Consider the following 14,180-nt stretch of genomic DNA (forward strand, 5'->3'; position numbering starts at 1 on the left):
CCCGCGCCCCTGAGCGTCTGCCATGTCGCCCCCGTCATGCGACCGCGGCCCGGTGGGAACTTCTCGCACAGTTCCCCGCGCCCCTGAGCGTCTGCCATGTCGCCCCCGTCATGCGACCGCGGCCCGGTGGGGACTTCTCGCGCAGTTCCCCGCGCCCCTGAGCGTCTGCCATGTCGCCCCCCTCATGCGACCGCGGCCCGGTGGGAACTTCTCGCACAGTTCCCCGCGCCCCTGGAGCATGCGGCTTCGCCGCAGCCCCAGGGGCGCTGCATGCGCGCCTATGAAATGGCGCACGCAGTGCGCATTTCAGGGGCGCGGGGAACTGCGCGACCAGCCACGACGGCGCCGCGCCCCGGAGCGGACCTGCTACCTCGCGGCGAGAACCGGATTCCCGCACCCGAGCGGCCGGCTCACCCACGGAACCGCTCTTCCAGCGACGAACGACCCGCCTCCGTCAGAGCGCCGTGCACCCGCATCCGGGCCACCCCACCGTCAGGGAACGCGTCCAGCCGGACATGCGTCACCACAACCTCCGCGGGCAGCGCAAACCGGTGCAACGTATCCGGCTGCAGCCGCGTGCGCGGGATGACCTCGAACCATTCGCCGCTGTCACCGTCCCGGCCGCTCAGGGCGATCCAGCCCGCCGAATTGCCCTTCAAGTAGGCCGTGTCGATCTCGACGGCGCGGATCGCGCCCTGCGCGGCGAGCCGGAAGCGGACCCAGTCGTTGGTGCCGTGGACGCGGCGGCGCCGGTTCTCCCAGCCGTCGTCCATCTTGCGCGAGGTACCGGGCAGGATGATCTGGGTCGGCGAGGAGTAGAACTTGTCCGACGCGTCCTCGTACACACCCCCGTTGAGTACGGAGACCAGGTCGAACGTGCCGAGCAGGCCGAGCCACCCGGGATCGGGTATCACCTCGCCGTGGACGCGCAGGCGGGCGATGCCGCCGTCGGGGTGCTGGCAGATGCGCAGGTGCGTGAAGCGGCGCTCGGAGGTGACGGTGAAGGCGTTGGCGGCGTGGCCGCGGACCTGGCTCCGCGGGACGATCTCCTCCCACTTGACGTCGTCGGCGAGCAGGTCGCCGGGGCCCGGGGTGCCGGGGACGGCGGCGGCCTGGACGCTCACGCGTTGCGGGTAGTTGCCGCGGAAGTGCGCGGTGTCGACGACGATGCCGCGGATCACGCCGGGTGCGCCGAGCCGCACGATCGCCCAGTCGTGGTCCCCGGGCGCCGGGAACGGGGAGTCGGCGGTGCCGCGGCGGCGCCGGGTCTCCCAGCCGTCCATGACCTTGCCCTTGTGCCCGAAGTGCTCGGGGTCGAAGACGGCCCGCTCGCGCACGAGGAGGTTCTCGCGCTGGGCGAAGAACTCGTCGTTGGCGGCGATGACCCCGGCGCCGAGCCGGCGGTCGGCGAGGTCGACGAGACCGGCGAATCCGGTGGCGTCACCGAACGTGCGGTAGTCGGCGTACGGGTCGCCGCCTCCGTAGGGGGCGGCGTCGTTGGCGTGCGGGTCGTCGTGCGCGGGGGTCGTCGTCATGCCCGTACTCTCGGCGACGCCGACCTCGCAGGTCCATCGAAAGTTTCCGGGGTGCCTGTTCAGCTGAGCTGAACGGTCACGCGTGCAGCGCGTCCAGCACCCGCCGCACCGTCGCCCCCTCCTCCGCCCCCTTCCGCACGGCCGCCACCACGTGCCGTACGGGCCGGTCGGCGCCGAGCGCGCACATCACGACGCCGTCCCGCCGGGCCGCCGCCATCCGCGGTACGAGTGCGACCCCCATCCCCGCCTCGACCATGGCGAGGATCGCCGTCCACCCGGCCGCGCTGTGCGCCTGCTCGGGTACGAACCCGGCGGCCTCGCACGCGGCGATGGTGATCTCGGACCAGGGTCCGGAGCCGCCGAAGATCCATGGCTCCCCGGCGAGGTCGGAGAGGCGCAGGCCGGGCGCCTCCGCCAGCGGATGCCCGACCGGCAGGGCCACGTCCAGCGGATCGGCGAGCAGCGGCACCCGGGTGAACTTCGGGTCGCGGGCGGTCGGCGCGTGTGCGGCGAGCGAGAGGGCGAGGTCCACGTCGCCGGACGCGAGGAGTTCGTAGGCCTGCGCCGCCTCGGCCTCGCGGACGCGGACGGTGATGCCGGGGTGGGTCGTGCGCAGCGCCCGGACGGCGGGCACGACGAGGGCGGGCACGGCGGTGGAGAACGCGGCGATCCGCACCACGCCCGCGTCGCCGTGCACATACTGCGCCAACTCGGCGTCGGCGCGTTCCAGTTGGGCGAATACGGCTTCCGCGTGCCCCAGCACCAGATGCGCCGCGTCGGTGAGCCGCACCCGCCGCCCGTGTGCTTCGAGGAGCGGCACCCCGAGCTGTTTCGCCAGGTTGGTGAGCTGCTGCGACACGGCGGACGGCGTCATGAGGAGGGCCTGCGCGGCGGCGGTGACGGTGCCGCGCTCCCGCAGGGTGCGCAGGATCACCAGCTTCTTGATGTCCCAGCGGTCGGGTCTCGGCGCTTGGTCGCTCATACGTCACAACGTAACCCGGCCTACGCTGGCGGCATGGAGCAGACGGTACGGATCCGAGCGGCCCGCCCCGACGAGGCGGAGCGGCTGAGCGCACTGGCCCTGCGGTCGAAGGCGCACTGGGGTTACGACGAGGAGTTCCTTACGGCGTGCGTGGCCGAGCTGACGTTGCGGGCGGACGAGGTCGGGTCGCGCCGGGCCGTGGTGGCCGAGGGGCCGGACGGCCGGCTCCTGGGTCTGGCGACGCTCGAAGGGCAGCCGCCGCGGGGCGAGTTGGGGCTGATGTTCGTCGACCCGGACGCGATCGGCGGCGGTGTCGGGCGGCTCCTGTTCGACCATGTGCGGGAGGCGGCGCGGGCCGCCGGATTCACCCGGTTCGGCTGGGCGGCCGACCCGAACGCGGTGCCGTTCTACGAGGCGATGGGTGGGCGCCGGGTCGGTTCGATCCCGTCGGGGTCGCTGCCGGGCCGGGTGCTGCCGCTGATGGAGCTGGCGCTGCGGGCCGCGGCTACGGAAGGGCGGCCAGCCACTCCAGCAGCAGGCGGTTGACCTCGTCGGCCCGCTCCTGCTGGAGCCAGTGCCCGGCCCCGTCGAGGATGTGCGAGGCGACGAGTCCGGGGAGGGTCTTCGGGTAGGCGTCGATCGCGTCGGCGAGCCACGTCGTGGACGCGTCGAGCGCGCCGCCGATGAAGAGGGACGGCTGCGTGATCGGGGCGCCGTCGTAGGCTTCCAGGTCGGCCCAGTCGCGGTCCATGTTCCGGTAGCGGGCGAGGGCGCCGCTGAGCCCGGTGCGTTCGAACTCGCCCGCGTAGAAGTCGAGTTCGGGCTCGCCGAGCCAGTCGGGCAGTCGCCCCGCCGCCGGGAAGCGTTCCCGCAGCAGGCCGCCGCGCGTGAGGAAGTGCGGGTCGGGGGCGCCGGGCGGCGGCATCGTGTCGCCGGAGAACGCCGCATAGAACCCGGCCAGCCAGCCGCGCACGTCGGGCTCGATCTCGGCCTCGGCGCGGCCGGGCTCCTGGAAGTAGGAGACGTAGAACTCCTCCGGCCCGCCCCCCATCCCGGCGAACACCTCGCTGGGGCGGGGTCCGCCGCGCGGTGCGTACGGCACGCTCAGCAGGCCGAGGGCGCGGAAGACGTCCGGCCGCAGGAGCGCCGAGCTCGCGGCGATGTTCGCTCCCCAGTCGTGCCCGACGACCACGGCGGACTCCTCGCCGAGCGCGCGCACGACGGCGGCGTTGTCCTCGACGAGCTCCGTCATCCGGTAGGCCTCGGTCGCGGCGGGCCGGGAGGAGCGGCCGTAGCCGCGCACGTCGACGGCGACGGCCCGGTAGCCGGCGGCGGCCAGGGCCGGGAGCTGGCGGCGCCAGGAGTACCAGGACTCGGGGAAGCCGTGCACGAGCAGGACGAGCGGGCCCGTGCCCTGCTCCACGAGGTGGGTGCGGCCGGCGGGCGTGGGGACGAGGTGGTGGACGGGCGCGGCGGGTGACTGCGTCATGCGGACCTCCGGGAAGGACGGCGTTGCGGTGTTCCGATCGTCTCCCCGGCCGGTCCGCGGCGCCGCCCCTTTTTGCCGGTCCGGCAAGTTCACCGGGGCTTCGGGGTCCGCCGCGCCGCCGAGGCCAGCACGACGCCGGCCAGGATCAGCGCCATGCACACCAGCCGCATCCGGCCCATGGCCTCGCCGAGCACGGCGTACGACAGCAGGGCCACGCAGACGGGCTGCAGGTAGTAGACGACGCCCGCGCGGGCGGCCCCGATCAGGGCGATCGCCTTGTTCCAGGCGAAGAAGGCGAGGGCCGACGAGACGACGCCGACGTAGAGCAGCGGGCCGGCCGTGCCCGGGCGCACCTCGAAGCCGCCCTGCACCGCCACGCTCACCACGTAGGCGGGCAGCAGCATCAGCGCGCCGAGCACGAACGTGGCGAACAGGAACGCGACGCCGCCGATCTCCCGGGGCCTGCGGCGCAGCAGCGCGCTGTACGAGCCGAAGCAGACCGCGGCCGCGACCACCCACAGGTCGCCGGGCGCGAACCGGGGGGACAGTGAGCCCTTGCTGACGAGGAGGACGACGCCCGCGCAGGCCACCAGGGTTCCGGTGACGCGGCGGGCGCCGAGGCGCGCGCCGCCGAGCCGTTCGTACAGCGCCATCAGCACCGGCGACGCCGCCATGATCATGCCCATGTTGCCCGCGGAGGTGGTCAGTCCGGCCTGGTTGACGAGGGTGTTGTAGACGGTGACGCCGAGCAGCGATGCCAGGGTGACGTACCCCAAGTGCCTTCGGATCAGCGCCCGTTCGCGCCAGGCCGCCCGGAGTCCGAAGGGGGCGAGGGCCACGATCGCGACGATCCACCGCCAGAACGCGTGCTGGACCGGCGGCACGCTGTCGTGCAGCGCGCGGGAGGTGACGAAGCTGCCCGACCAGACGACGGTGGCGAGCGCGGCGAGGGCCAGTCCCGCGCCCAGGCCCCCGACCGCCCGTCTCGGCTCGACAGGGGTGCGGATACGGTCCAGGACTGCCATCGGGGGCCTCTCGTGTGTGCTGTCTGCGGGTACGGAAGCACCGTCGCAGCACACCACCTGTCACGTCCATCGAATGTTTCCGCTGCTTGTGTTCAACAGAAACGAACGATTGCGTCGCTGGGCTCAGCCCTCCAGATACGCCAGTACGGCCAGCACCCGGCGGTTGCCGCTCTCGCCGGGCAGCAGGCCGAGCTTGGTGAAGATGTTGCCGATGTGCTTGGTCACGGCCTTCTCGCCGACGAACAGGGCCTCCGCGACACCCGCGTTGGAGCGCCCCTGCGCGAGCAGCCCGAGGACCTCGCGCTCGCGGGCGGTCAGCGAGCCGAGCTTGCGGTCGCGGACCTTGCGGGCGAGCAGCTTCGAGACGACCTCGGGGTCCATCACGGTCCCGCCGTCCGCGACCTGCCCGATGGTGCGCAGGAATGCGCCGCCGTTCGTGACCCGGTCCTTCAGGACGTAGCCGACCGCGCCCGCACCGTCCGCCAGCAACTCCCGTGCGTACAAAGGCTCCACGTACTGCGAGAGCAGCAACACCGGGAGTCCCGGCACCTGTTCGCGGGCGGCGAGGGCCGCGCGCAGGCCCTCATCGCCGAAGTCCGGCGGCAGGCGTACGTCGACGATCGCGACGTCGGGCCGCTCCGCCACCAGGACCTTGAGCAGCTCGGGGCCGTTGTCGACGGCGGCGGCGACTTCATGGCCGTACGCGCCGAGGAGCCGGACGAGACCGTCCCTCAGCAGGAAGTGGTCTTCGGCGACGACAACGCGCACGGCACCTCCATCGAGATCTGCGTCGGCCCGCCGGCCGGGCTGTTGACCGCGAGGACGCCGTCGAACGTGGCCAGGCGGCGCTCGATGCCGGCCAGGCCGCTGCCCCGGGACGGGTCGGCGCCGCCGCGGCCGTCGTCGGTGACGCTGACGCTCAGGGCCGAGCGCGCGGGGTCGTAGCCGATGTCGATCCACAGGCGTTCGGCGCCGCCGTGCTTGGCCGCGTTCGTCACGGCCTCGGCGACCGCGAAGTACACGGCGGACTCGACGGGCGGCTCGGGGCGGCCCTCCAGGTCGACGGCGAACTCCGTGTTCAGGGGGCTCAGCAGCGCCAACGACCGTACGGCGTCGCCGAGTCCGCGGTCGGCGAGGACCGGCGGGTGGATACCGCGGACGAGATCGCGCAGCTCCTGGAGGGCCGCGACGGAGGAGGCGCGGGCCTCGGCGAGCAGGGCGCGCACGGCTTCCGGGTCCTCGGCGAGCCGGTGCTCGGCAGCGTCGAGGGTCATTCCCATCGCGACGAGGCGGGCCTGCGCGCCGTCGTGCAAGTCCCGCTCGATGCGCCGCAGTTCGGCCGCCGAGGTGTCGACGGCGTCGGAGCGGGTCGCCGCGAGGTGGGCGATGCGGGCGGCCATGATCTCCTGCTCGCTGGGGGCGAGCGTGGCCCGCACGAAGCGGGCGTGCCGGGCGACGGTGCCGGGCGCCAGCCACAGGCCGGCCTTGCCGACCACCAGGCCGAGCAGTCCCGCCATGACGGCGGTGGGCACGTCCGTGACGTGGATGACCGTGTACCACAGGCCGTCCCAGCCGGCCCCCCGGCCCGCGAGGTACGGGCCGAAGAACGCGAGGAAGACACCCCACAGGCCGTAGAGGACGAGCGCGCCGGGGACGCCCGCGATGAGGCCGCCGACCAGCGAGTACATGGTGGTCCAGCGCCACTCGCGGAACCGCTGCGCGTCGCCGAACAGCCACCGGTAGCGGGCCAGGAGGCCGCGGCTCTCCTTCTCCCGCCGGCCCTGCGCGGACGGCGTCGCCTCCACGGTGACGCCCGACCACTCGGCGGCGAGGGCCCGTTCGCGGTCCACCATGCGGCGCATCCCGGCCGCGGCCCGCGGCAGCAGCCCCGGGACGGGCGTCCACACCGCGACGTGAACCACGGTCGACCAGTACATCGCCACCATCGACAGCAGCCACAGCCGCTGGCAGCGCCGCAGCGCCTCGACCCTCTCCATGTCCCCCAACTCCCCTGCTCGCTCCGCCTACCGCAACGAGTATGAGGCGAACTCCTCGGGCATGTCGGTGGAGTTAACTCCCCCATCCGCGCCGCTCGACGCCCACGCCGCGTACCCGTCGGGCCGCACCAGCAGGGCGGTCCTGCGGCCGCTCGCCCAGTGGACGACGCAGATCCCGTCGCCCTTGTACGCGTCCCCCTCGGGCAGGATCAGCACGAACTCGCCCCCGCGCAGCACCTCGTAGAGCCGCGCGCCGCCGGCCAGCGCCACGTCGGGCACCCGCTTGCCGACCAGCGGGTGGGCGCCCTTGGGGGCCGGGTAGGCGACGCCGACGCCGGTGATCCGGCCGACGACGCGGGTGCGCGCGGGGCGGACCCGGCCGACGACCTGGGTGAAGGCGGCGCGGGTGCCGAGCGTCCAGGGGCGCTTCGCCATCGCCATCCGCACGATGCCGCCGCTGCTGCGCAGGACGGCCTTGCCGACGGGGTGCCGCTCGGCCTCGTACGTGTCCAACAGGGCTTCCCCGGCACGGCCGTTGACGACCGCCGCCAGCTTCCACCCCAGGTTGGCGGCGTCCTGCAGCCCCGTGTTCATGCCCAGGCCGCCCGCCGGGGTGTGCACGTGCGCGGCGTCGCCCGCGAGCAGGACGCGGCCCACGCGGTAGGCGGGCGCCTGACGCTCGTCACTGTGGAACCGGGACATCCAGCGGGCGTCGTACATGCCGAAGTCGCGGCCGAGGGCGAGCCGGGCGATCTCCTTGATCTCGTCGAGGTCGAGGGGCTCGCTGTCGGAGACGTTCCGGGCGCGGTTCCAGCCGATGACGCGGTAGTAGCCGTCGCCGAAGGGCGCGATGAAGGCGAAGGCGTCACCGACCGCGTTCACCGTGAGCAGGTCCTCCGGCTGCTCGGCGAGGCGGACGTCGGCGAGCACGACCGAGCGGATGACGGACTTGCCGGGGAAGGGCAGCCCCACGGCGCCCCGTACGGCGCTGCGCATGCCGTCGGTGCCGACGACGTGGGCGGCGCTCAGCTCCGCCTGTTCCCCGTCCTTGTTCCGCACCTGGAGGGTGACCCCGTCCGTGCCCTGCACCAGCCCCGTCACCTCGGTCTCGTACGCGAAGGAGACCCCGGCGCCGACCGCGCGCCGCTCCAGGGCCTTCTCCACCTCGTACTGCGGGACGACGAGGACGTGGTTGAAGCGGGAGTGGAGTCCGGACAGGTCGATGGAGAGCCCGCCGAACAGGCGGAGCCGGTCGAGTGGCCGTCCCCGCTCCTCGATCTCGTCCGCGAGGCCGCGGGCGTCGAGCTGCTCCAGGGTGCGGGCGTGCACGACGAAGGCGCGGGAGAGGTTGCTGATGCCGGGCGGGCGCTTCTCCACGAGGGTGACCGGCACGCCGGCGGCGGCGAGGTCCCCGGCGAGCAGCAGGCCGGTGGGGCCCGCGCCGACGACGATGACGGAGCGGTCGTGCGGGGTGCCGTCGGGTGCGGTGCCGATGCTCGGGGTGCCGTTCATGAAGGCCTCCTACGACCGTCCGTGACCGTGCCGGCGCCCGGTGGTCGCGTCGGCCCGTCCATGGTGATGCGCTCCGTCAGGAACGCGGAAGGCCTCTTCGCGCAGAACGCGTCGAGGGCACCCGCCGCGACATGTGCGCGGCGGGTGCCCTCGACGGGAGAACTCTGCGGGTCAGCCCTGCTTCTGCTGCTTGCGGGACTTGTCACCCAGCATCACGAGACCGGCGATCACCAGGAAGATGACGATCGGGGCGACCACGTAGAGGCCGAGCGTGTCGATCACGCTCAGGCCGTTACCCGGGTCGTCGCCGTCGTCGCGCGTGAGCGCGAGCGCGGGGGACGACATCAGCAGCATCATCAGCGTCGTACCGGAGGCCAGGGCGCCGGCGCGCAGGGCGTTCTTCTTGTCCACGGTGCCAACGTAGCGAACGCCTAAACGACGCGCGCGTCCGGGGGGCCTGTAAGAGGCACGGCCGTTCCCGCGAACACCTGGAGCAACGCGTGCGCGCGGGGCGAGGAAGTCAGCTCCTCCAAGGTGAGGGGCCGTCCCGCGGAGTCCGCGACGGGCAGCCGCCAGTTGGGGTACTCGGTCCAGGTGCCGGGCAGGTTCTGCGGTCGCCGGTCGCCCACCAGGTCGGGCAGCCAGATGCCGACCAGGCGGGCCGGGGTGCGCAGCAGGAAACGGTGCACCGCGCGGGCGGCCTCCTCCTCGTCGCCGTGGCCGCCGGGCGGCAGCAGGCCGAGACGGGTGAACAGGTCGAGCCACTCCGCGATCTCCGCCGCCGCCTCGGCGGGCGTCGCCGTGGACAGGCCGAGCCGCTCGCGCAGCCGCACGTCGTCGCCGGAGAGCCGGGCCGCGGTGGACGGCAGGTCGTGGGTGGTGGCCGTGGCGACGCAGTCGGTGCGCCACTCCTCGGCCGGCACCGGACGCCCGTCGCCCTCGGGCGGGTAGTTCCGCTCGAACCACAGCACCGACGTGCCGAGCACCCCGCCCTCACGCAGCCGCTCGCGCACGCCCGGCTCGACCGTGCCGAGGTCCTCGCCGATGACGTACGTGTCCGATCGCGACGCCTCCAGGAGCAGCACGGCCAGCATCGCCTCGGCGTCGTAGTGGACGTACGTACCCTCGGTCGGCGCCTGGCCCTCGGGGATCCACCAGAGCCGGAACAGGCCCATCACGTGGTCGATGCGGACGGCGCCCGCGTGCCGCATCAGGTTGCGCAGGAGGTCGCGGAAGGGCGCGTAGCCGGTCTCGGCGAGGCGGTCGGGGCGCCACGGGGGCAGGCCCCAGTCCTGGCCCCGCGCGTTGAACGCGTCCGGCGGCGCGCCCACGCTCGTGCCCTGCGCGAAGACGAGCCGCTGGGCCCACGCGTCGGCGCCGCCGGGGTGCACGCCGACCGCGAGGTCGTGCATGAGCCCGATCGGCATGCCCGCGTCGCGCGCGGCCCGCTGGGCGGCGCCGAGTTGGATGTCGGTGAGCCAGGCGAGCCTGCGGTGGAAGTCGACGCGGTCCGCCGCCTCCCGGCGCGCGCGGGCCGTGTCGGGCGAGCGCGGGTCCTGAAGGGCGGCCGGCCAGGTGCGCCAGTCGGGGCCGTGGCGCTCGGCGAGCGCGTTGTACGTGGCGTGGTCCTCCAGGGCGGCGCCCTGTTCGGTGAGGAAGTCCTGGTAGGCGGCGCGGCGGCCGGGGGTCAGCGGAACGGCGTGGGCCGCTTCGAGGGCCTCGCGCTTCAGCGCCCACACGGCGTCGCGGTCGATCAACCCCGCTTCTTCCAGGACGTCTTGGCGCAGCCGGGCGGCCTCGCTGGTGATCGAGGGGGCGCGCGCGGGGACGTACGCGTACTCGGGGACGTCCTCGATCCGCAGGTGCACCGGGTCGGGGAAGCGGCGGGACGAGGGGCGGTACGGGGACGGGTCGCCGGCGCCGTCGGGGCCGCTGGGGCCGCTGGGGACCGCCGCGTGCAAGGGGTTGACCTGGAGGAATCCGGTGCCGTGGGTGCGCGCCGACCAGGACGCCAGATCGGCGAGGTCGGCGAGGTCGCCCATGCCCCAGGAGCGGTCGGAGAGCAGGGAGTAGAGCTGGAGCATGAGGCCGTGCGTGCGCGGCGGCGGGACCGGGGCCTTGCGCGGGGCGGCGATCAGGTGGGCCGTCGCCGTGACGCCCGCGGGGGTCTCCGCCGTGAGTGTGTGCACCCCCGGCGGGGGGCTTTGCGGGTCGCCGCCGCTCGGCGGATATTGCCACCCACCCGCCTCGTCACCCGGCGATGCAGCGGCCAGGGAGAGACGCGTGCCCTCGGGGAGTCCGTCCAGCCAGCCCGGCCGTGGAGCGCCGAGCCACCACACCACCGTCGGCGGCAGCAGCCGCGCCGCCGACTCCGCCTCCCGCGCGGCCAGCGCGTCCCGCACCGCTTCCGGCGTACTCGCGTCCACGCCGAGCGCGGCGAGCGCCGCCGTGACGGCGGTGCCGGAGGCGCGGACCGTGCGGCCCGGCGCGGGTGAGTAGGAGGTGGCCACGCCGTACAGCTCGGCGAGCCGGGCCAGGCTCATCCCGCGGCCAGGCCGCTCGGGGTGGGCTCGGAGGTCAGCGGGGCCGCGTCGGTGAGGGGCGGCTCGGAGGTCAGCGGGGCGTAGTCGGCGAAGGGCGGTTCGCTGGTCAGCGGCGGTTCGGCGGAGGACGTGGTGGTGTCGGCGCCGGTCAGGGTGGTGTCCGCCTGTTTGGAGAGGGCCGAGAGCAGAAGATGTGCCGATGCGGCCACGGGGGCCTCCTTCGTCAGAGGTCTCATACATGTCTCGTACGGGTCAGGAGTCCGAGTCCCTACCCAGTGGACACGAAGGCAGACCTGTTCGGGCGGACAACGTGTTGCTGGTCACATTGTGTACGGCAAGAAGAACTTGATCAGGGAACCGCGAAAACCGAAAGTCCTGCGGTCCGGCACCTAACCGGAACCATGACTCCCACTTGATGCCGCTTCGCGAACCACTATGTACTCAGTACATATACGCGGTACATACTCTTCGCCATGAGCACCCGCCACATCCTGCTGGGGTTGCTCGCTTCCGGTCCGAGCCACGGTTACGACCTCAAGCGACGCCACGACGAACGGTTCCCACAGGCCCGTCCCCTCGCCTACGCGCAGGTCTACACGACGCTGCAGCGCCTGGTCCGCGACGGCCTCGTGGAGGTCGAGGGGACCGACTCGGACGGCGGCCCCGAGCGGACCCTGTACCGCTCCACGCCCCGCGGCAGCCGCGAACTCCTCGACTGGGCGGCCGAGATCACGCCGCCCGCCCCGCACGTCGCCAACGAGATCTTCGCCAAGGTCGTCGTCTCCATCCTGGTCGCGGGGCAGGGCGCCGACCCCGCCGCGCACCTGCTGTCCCAGCGCGCCGCGCACATGGCGCGCATGCGGGAGCTGACCGCCGTGAAGAGCGACCCCGGCGCCGACCTCACCACCGTCCTGTCCGCCGACTACGCCCTCGCCCACCTCGACGCCGATCTGCGCTGGATGACCACCACCGCCGCCCGGCTCGCCACTCTGACCGCGGAGGTCACCGCAGCATGAGCACACTCCTGGCCGCCGAAGGACTCACGAAGTCGTACGGCAGGACACCCGCGCTGCGCGGCGCGAGCGTCGAGGTCCGCACCGGCGAGATCCTCGCCGTCACGGGCGCCAGCGGCAGCGGCAAGTCGACGCTGCTGCACTGCCTGGCCGGCATCGTCCGCCCCGAGGAGGGCACGGTGACGTACGGCGGTGTCCGACTCGACGGGCTCGACGAGGAGCGGCTGAGCGAGCTGCGCCGCACGGACTTCGGCGTCGTCTTCCAATTCGGCCAGCTCATCCCGGAGTTGACGGCCCTGGACAATGTCGCCCTGCCGCTGCTGCTCGCGGGCCGACCGCGCGCCGCCGCGCACCAGGAGGCCGACGCGTGGCTGGAGCGCTTCGGGGTGCGCGGCCGGCGGGAGGTGCGGCCGGGCGAGATGAGCGGCGGCCAGGCCCAGCGGGTCGCGCTGGCCCGGGCGCTGGTGACGGAGCCGAAGGCCGTCTTCGCCGACGAGCCGACCGGCGCGCTCGACTCCCTGGCGACCGAGCAGGTCCTGACGTCCCTGGTCCACACCGTGCGCGAGACCCACACGGCGGTGGTCCTGGTGACGCACGAGGCGCAGGTGGCGGCCTACGCGGACCGGGAGGTGAGCCTGCGGGACGGGGTGGTGCAGGAGACCTCCGGGGGCTTCGGACCCACCGGTTCCGCCCTCGCGCCGTCGTCGGAGGTGGCGCGATGAGCGTCGCCTCCGACCTGCGCCTCGCGTGGCTGCTGACCCACGGCGCCGACCGCCTGGAGCGGCGGCGGGCCGCGCTCACCGCGGCGGGGGCGGCCGTGGCGACCTGGTTCGCCCTGCCCGCGGTGGCCCTGGCGAGCGTCCAGGGGCAGTACCACTTCACGTACGGGCACGGTCTCCTCGACCAGCCCGGCACCCGGCACGGCATCGTCGCCGGGCTGCTCCTCCTGCTGGTCCCGCTGCTCGGCTTCCTCGGGCAGTGCGCCCGGATCGGCGCGGTCCACCGCGACCGGCGCCTCGCGGGCCTGCGCCTCGCGGGGGCCGGGCCGCGGCAGGTGCGGCGGATCGCGGCGCTGGAGGCCGGGTTCGCCTGCCTGGCGGGGACGCTCGCCGGGTTCGTCGTGTTCGCCGCGCTGCTGCCGGCCGTGGGCTGGACACCGCCCGGCGTCGCGTGGCCCGGCCTCGTCCTCGTCGTCCTGGTGATCCCCGTGCTCGCCGCGCTGGTGAGCGCCGTCGCCCTGCGCCGGGTCATCGCCTCGCCGCTGGGGCACGTCCGCCGGGAGCGGCCGCGGCGCGGGCCCCGGCCGCTGACCGCGCTGCTGCTGCCCGCCCTCGCCGTCGCCCTCGGGGTGGCGCTGCTCATGACCCACGGTTCCCGCACCGGCATCGCGGGCCTGCCGCTGTTCGTGCTCGGCACGGTCGTGCTCACCGGCGCGGGCTCCATCTGGGTCGCCGGCGCGTCGGCCCGCGCGACGGGGCGACGGCTCGGGCGCCGCACCGGGAACCCCGCCGTGCTGATCGCCGCCGCCCGGCTCCAGGAGGACCCCTGGGCGGCGGCCCGCAGCCACGCCGCTGTCGTACTGGTCACGATCGTGGGCGTCGGCATGGTCGGCGTCCGGCGGGTCCTCGTCGCCGACCTGCACGACATCCAGCGCCACGGCAGCACCGCCGCGCCCATGGACTACTACACCTTCGGCCTCGACCTCTCCTCGGGGGCCGTCCTGACCGCCCTCGTGATCAGCCTGGCCGCGCTCGCGGTGGGCACGGCCGAGTCGCTGTCCACGCGGCGCCGGGCGCTCGCCGCGCAGGTCGCCGCCGGGGTGCCGCGCCGGATCCTCACCCGCACGCTCCTCCTGGAGACCGCGCTGCCGCTGGCCCCCGCGCTCGTCCTGGCCACCCTCGGCGGCACGGCGATCCACATCGCGTACGCCGTCACCTCGGGCCAGGGCGTCCCCTGGGCGCTGCCGCTGCTGGTACCGGTCGGCGTCTACGCGGCCTGCATCCTGGCGGCGGCCACCGCACTGCCCTTGCTGCGCCGCTCGGTGCACCCGGCCCTGCTGCGGACCGCCTGAGCCGGGCGGGCCC

The 14,180-nt window shown here is 74.0% G+C and carries 14 protein-coding genes; 4 read left to right on the top strand and 10 right to left on the bottom strand.

Going from position 1 to position 14,180, the window contains the following annotated elements:
• Positions 1-410 precede the first annotated feature (410 nt).
• Both alc and AB0J02_RS02680 read right to left on the bottom strand, forming a co-directional pair.
• Positions 411-1,535: an allantoicase gene (gene alc / locus AB0J02_RS02675; protein ID WP_363191678.1), complete on the bottom strand. Its 1,125-nt coding sequence runs from the start codon at positions 1,533-1,535 to the stop codon at positions 411-413.
• Between the two features lie 76 nt (positions 1,536-1,611).
• On the bottom strand, positions 1,612-2,517 hold the full coding sequence (locus AB0J02_RS02680; RefSeq protein ID WP_363191679.1) for a LysR family transcriptional regulator: 906 nt from the start codon (positions 2,515-2,517) through the stop codon (positions 1,612-1,614).
• A gap of 33 nt (positions 2,518-2,550) precedes the next feature.
• Here AB0J02_RS02680 and AB0J02_RS02685 point away from each other — a divergent pair, with 33 nt between their 5' ends.
• Complete coding sequence (locus AB0J02_RS02685) at positions 2,551-3,063, top strand: GNAT family N-acetyltransferase (protein WP_363191680.1); 513 nt, start codon at positions 2,551-2,553, stop codon at positions 3,061-3,063.
• Here AB0J02_RS02685 and AB0J02_RS02690 read toward each other — a convergent pair.
• From AB0J02_RS02690 to AB0J02_RS02725, 8 genes are all read right to left on the bottom strand, one after another.
• Complete coding sequence (locus AB0J02_RS02690; RefSeq protein WP_363191681.1) at positions 3,023-4,006, bottom strand: alpha/beta hydrolase; 984 nt, start codon at positions 4,004-4,006, stop codon at positions 3,023-3,025. The two genes, AB0J02_RS02685 and AB0J02_RS02690, sit on opposite strands and share 41 nt — an antisense overlap.
• An 89-nt stretch (positions 4,007-4,095) precedes the next feature.
• Positions 4,096-5,031 carry a DMT family transporter gene (locus tag AB0J02_RS02695; protein ID WP_363191682.1) on the bottom strand — a complete coding sequence of 312 codons (936 nt, stop codon included), beginning with the start codon at positions 5,029-5,031 and terminating at the stop codon, positions 4,096-4,098.
• A gap of 123 nt (positions 5,032-5,154) precedes the next feature.
• A complete protein-coding gene (locus AB0J02_RS02700; RefSeq protein ID WP_363191683.1) occupies positions 5,155-5,799 on the bottom strand; it encodes a response regulator transcription factor in 645 nt (214 codons plus the stop codon).
• Positions 5,763-7,028 carry a sensor histidine kinase gene (locus tag AB0J02_RS02705; protein ID WP_363191684.1) on the bottom strand — a complete coding sequence of 422 codons (1,266 nt, stop codon included), beginning with the start codon at positions 7,026-7,028 and terminating at the stop codon, positions 5,763-5,765. The genes AB0J02_RS02700 and AB0J02_RS02705 overlap by 37 nt, the downstream gene beginning before the upstream one ends.
• Positions 7,029-7,055: 27 nt before the next feature.
• Positions 7,056-8,540: an FAD-dependent monooxygenase gene (locus tag AB0J02_RS02710; RefSeq protein ID WP_363191685.1), complete on the bottom strand. Its 1,485-nt coding sequence runs from the start codon at positions 8,538-8,540 to the stop codon at positions 7,056-7,058.
• A gap of 171 nt (positions 8,541-8,711) precedes the next feature.
• Positions 8,712-8,951, bottom strand: coding sequence for a hypothetical protein (locus AB0J02_RS02715; protein ID WP_363191686.1), 240 nt, complete (start codon positions 8,949-8,951; stop codon positions 8,712-8,714).
• 20 nt (positions 8,952-8,971) lie between these two features.
• Positions 8,972-11,083 (bottom strand): 4-alpha-glucanotransferase, encoded by a 2,112-nt coding sequence (gene malQ, locus AB0J02_RS02720; protein ID WP_363191687.1) that lies wholly within the window; start codon positions 11,081-11,083, stop codon positions 8,972-8,974.
• Entirely contained in the window at positions 11,080-11,292 is a 213-nt protein-coding gene (locus tag AB0J02_RS02725; protein WP_363191688.1) for a hypothetical protein, read from the bottom strand. Before AB0J02_RS02725 ends, malQ begins: the two co-directional genes overlap by 4 nt.
• Before the next feature lie 264 nt (positions 11,293-11,556).
• On the opposite strand from AB0J02_RS02725, the gene AB0J02_RS02730 reads away from it, so the two are divergent.
• From AB0J02_RS02730 to AB0J02_RS02740, 3 genes are read left to right on the top strand one after another with little or no spacing between them, the layout of a single operon-like run.
• Positions 11,557-12,099: a PadR family transcriptional regulator gene (locus AB0J02_RS02730; protein ID WP_363191689.1), complete on the top strand. Its 543-nt coding sequence runs from the start codon at positions 11,557-11,559 to the stop codon at positions 12,097-12,099.
• Positions 12,096-12,818, top strand: coding sequence for an ABC transporter ATP-binding protein (locus AB0J02_RS02735; protein ID WP_363191690.1), 723 nt, complete (start codon positions 12,096-12,098; stop codon positions 12,816-12,818). Before AB0J02_RS02730 ends, AB0J02_RS02735 begins: the two co-directional genes overlap by 4 nt.
• Positions 12,815-14,167, top strand: coding sequence for an FtsX-like permease family protein (locus AB0J02_RS02740; RefSeq protein WP_363191691.1), 1,353 nt, complete (start codon positions 12,815-12,817; stop codon positions 14,165-14,167). Before AB0J02_RS02735 ends, AB0J02_RS02740 begins: the two co-directional genes overlap by 4 nt.
• Positions 14,168-14,180 lie beyond the last annotated feature (13 nt).

The organism is Streptomyces sp. NPDC050264, assembly GCF_040655895.1.
In the GTDB taxonomy this organism is placed as follows: Bacteria; Actinomycetota; Actinomycetes; order Streptomycetales; family Streptomycetaceae; genus Streptomyces.

Excerpts from the sequence above, each read along its gene's own strand:
- AB0J02_RS02680 (WP_363191679.1), bottom strand. The coding sequence starts at position 2,517 with ATGAGCGACCAAGCGCCGAGACCCGACCGCTGGGACATCAAGAAGCTG.
- AB0J02_RS02685 (WP_363191680.1), top strand. The coding sequence starts at position 2,551 with ATGGAGCAGACGGTACGGATCCGAGCGGCCCGCCCCGACGAGGCGGAG.
- malQ (WP_363191687.1), bottom strand. The coding sequence starts at position 11,083 with ATGAGCCTGGCCCGGCTCGCCGAGCTGTACGGCGTGGCCACCTCCTAC.
- AB0J02_RS02730 (WP_363191689.1), top strand. The coding sequence starts at position 11,557 with ATGAGCACCCGCCACATCCTGCTGGGGTTGCTCGCTTCCGGTCCGAGC.
- AB0J02_RS02695 (WP_363191682.1), bottom strand. The coding sequence starts at position 5,031 with ATGGCAGTCCTGGACCGTATCCGCACCCCTGTCGAGCCGAGACGGGCG.
- AB0J02_RS02705 (WP_363191684.1), bottom strand. The coding sequence starts at position 7,028 with ATGGAGAGGGTCGAGGCGCTGCGGCGCTGCCAGCGGCTGTGGCTGCTG.
- AB0J02_RS02740 (WP_363191691.1), top strand. The coding sequence starts at position 12,815 with ATGAGCGTCGCCTCCGACCTGCGCCTCGCGTGGCTGCTGACCCACGGC.
- alc (WP_363191678.1), bottom strand. The coding sequence starts at position 1,535 with ATGACGACGACCCCCGCGCACGACGACCCGCACGCCAACGACGCCGCC.
- AB0J02_RS02710 (WP_363191685.1), bottom strand. The coding sequence starts at position 8,540 with ATGAACGGCACCCCGAGCATCGGCACCGCACCCGACGGCACCCCGCAC.
- AB0J02_RS02735 (WP_363191690.1), top strand. The coding sequence starts at position 12,096 with ATGAGCACACTCCTGGCCGCCGAAGGACTCACGAAGTCGTACGGCAGG.
- AB0J02_RS02690 (WP_363191681.1), bottom strand. The coding sequence starts at position 4,006 with ATGACGCAGTCACCCGCCGCGCCCGTCCACCACCTCGTCCCCACGCCC.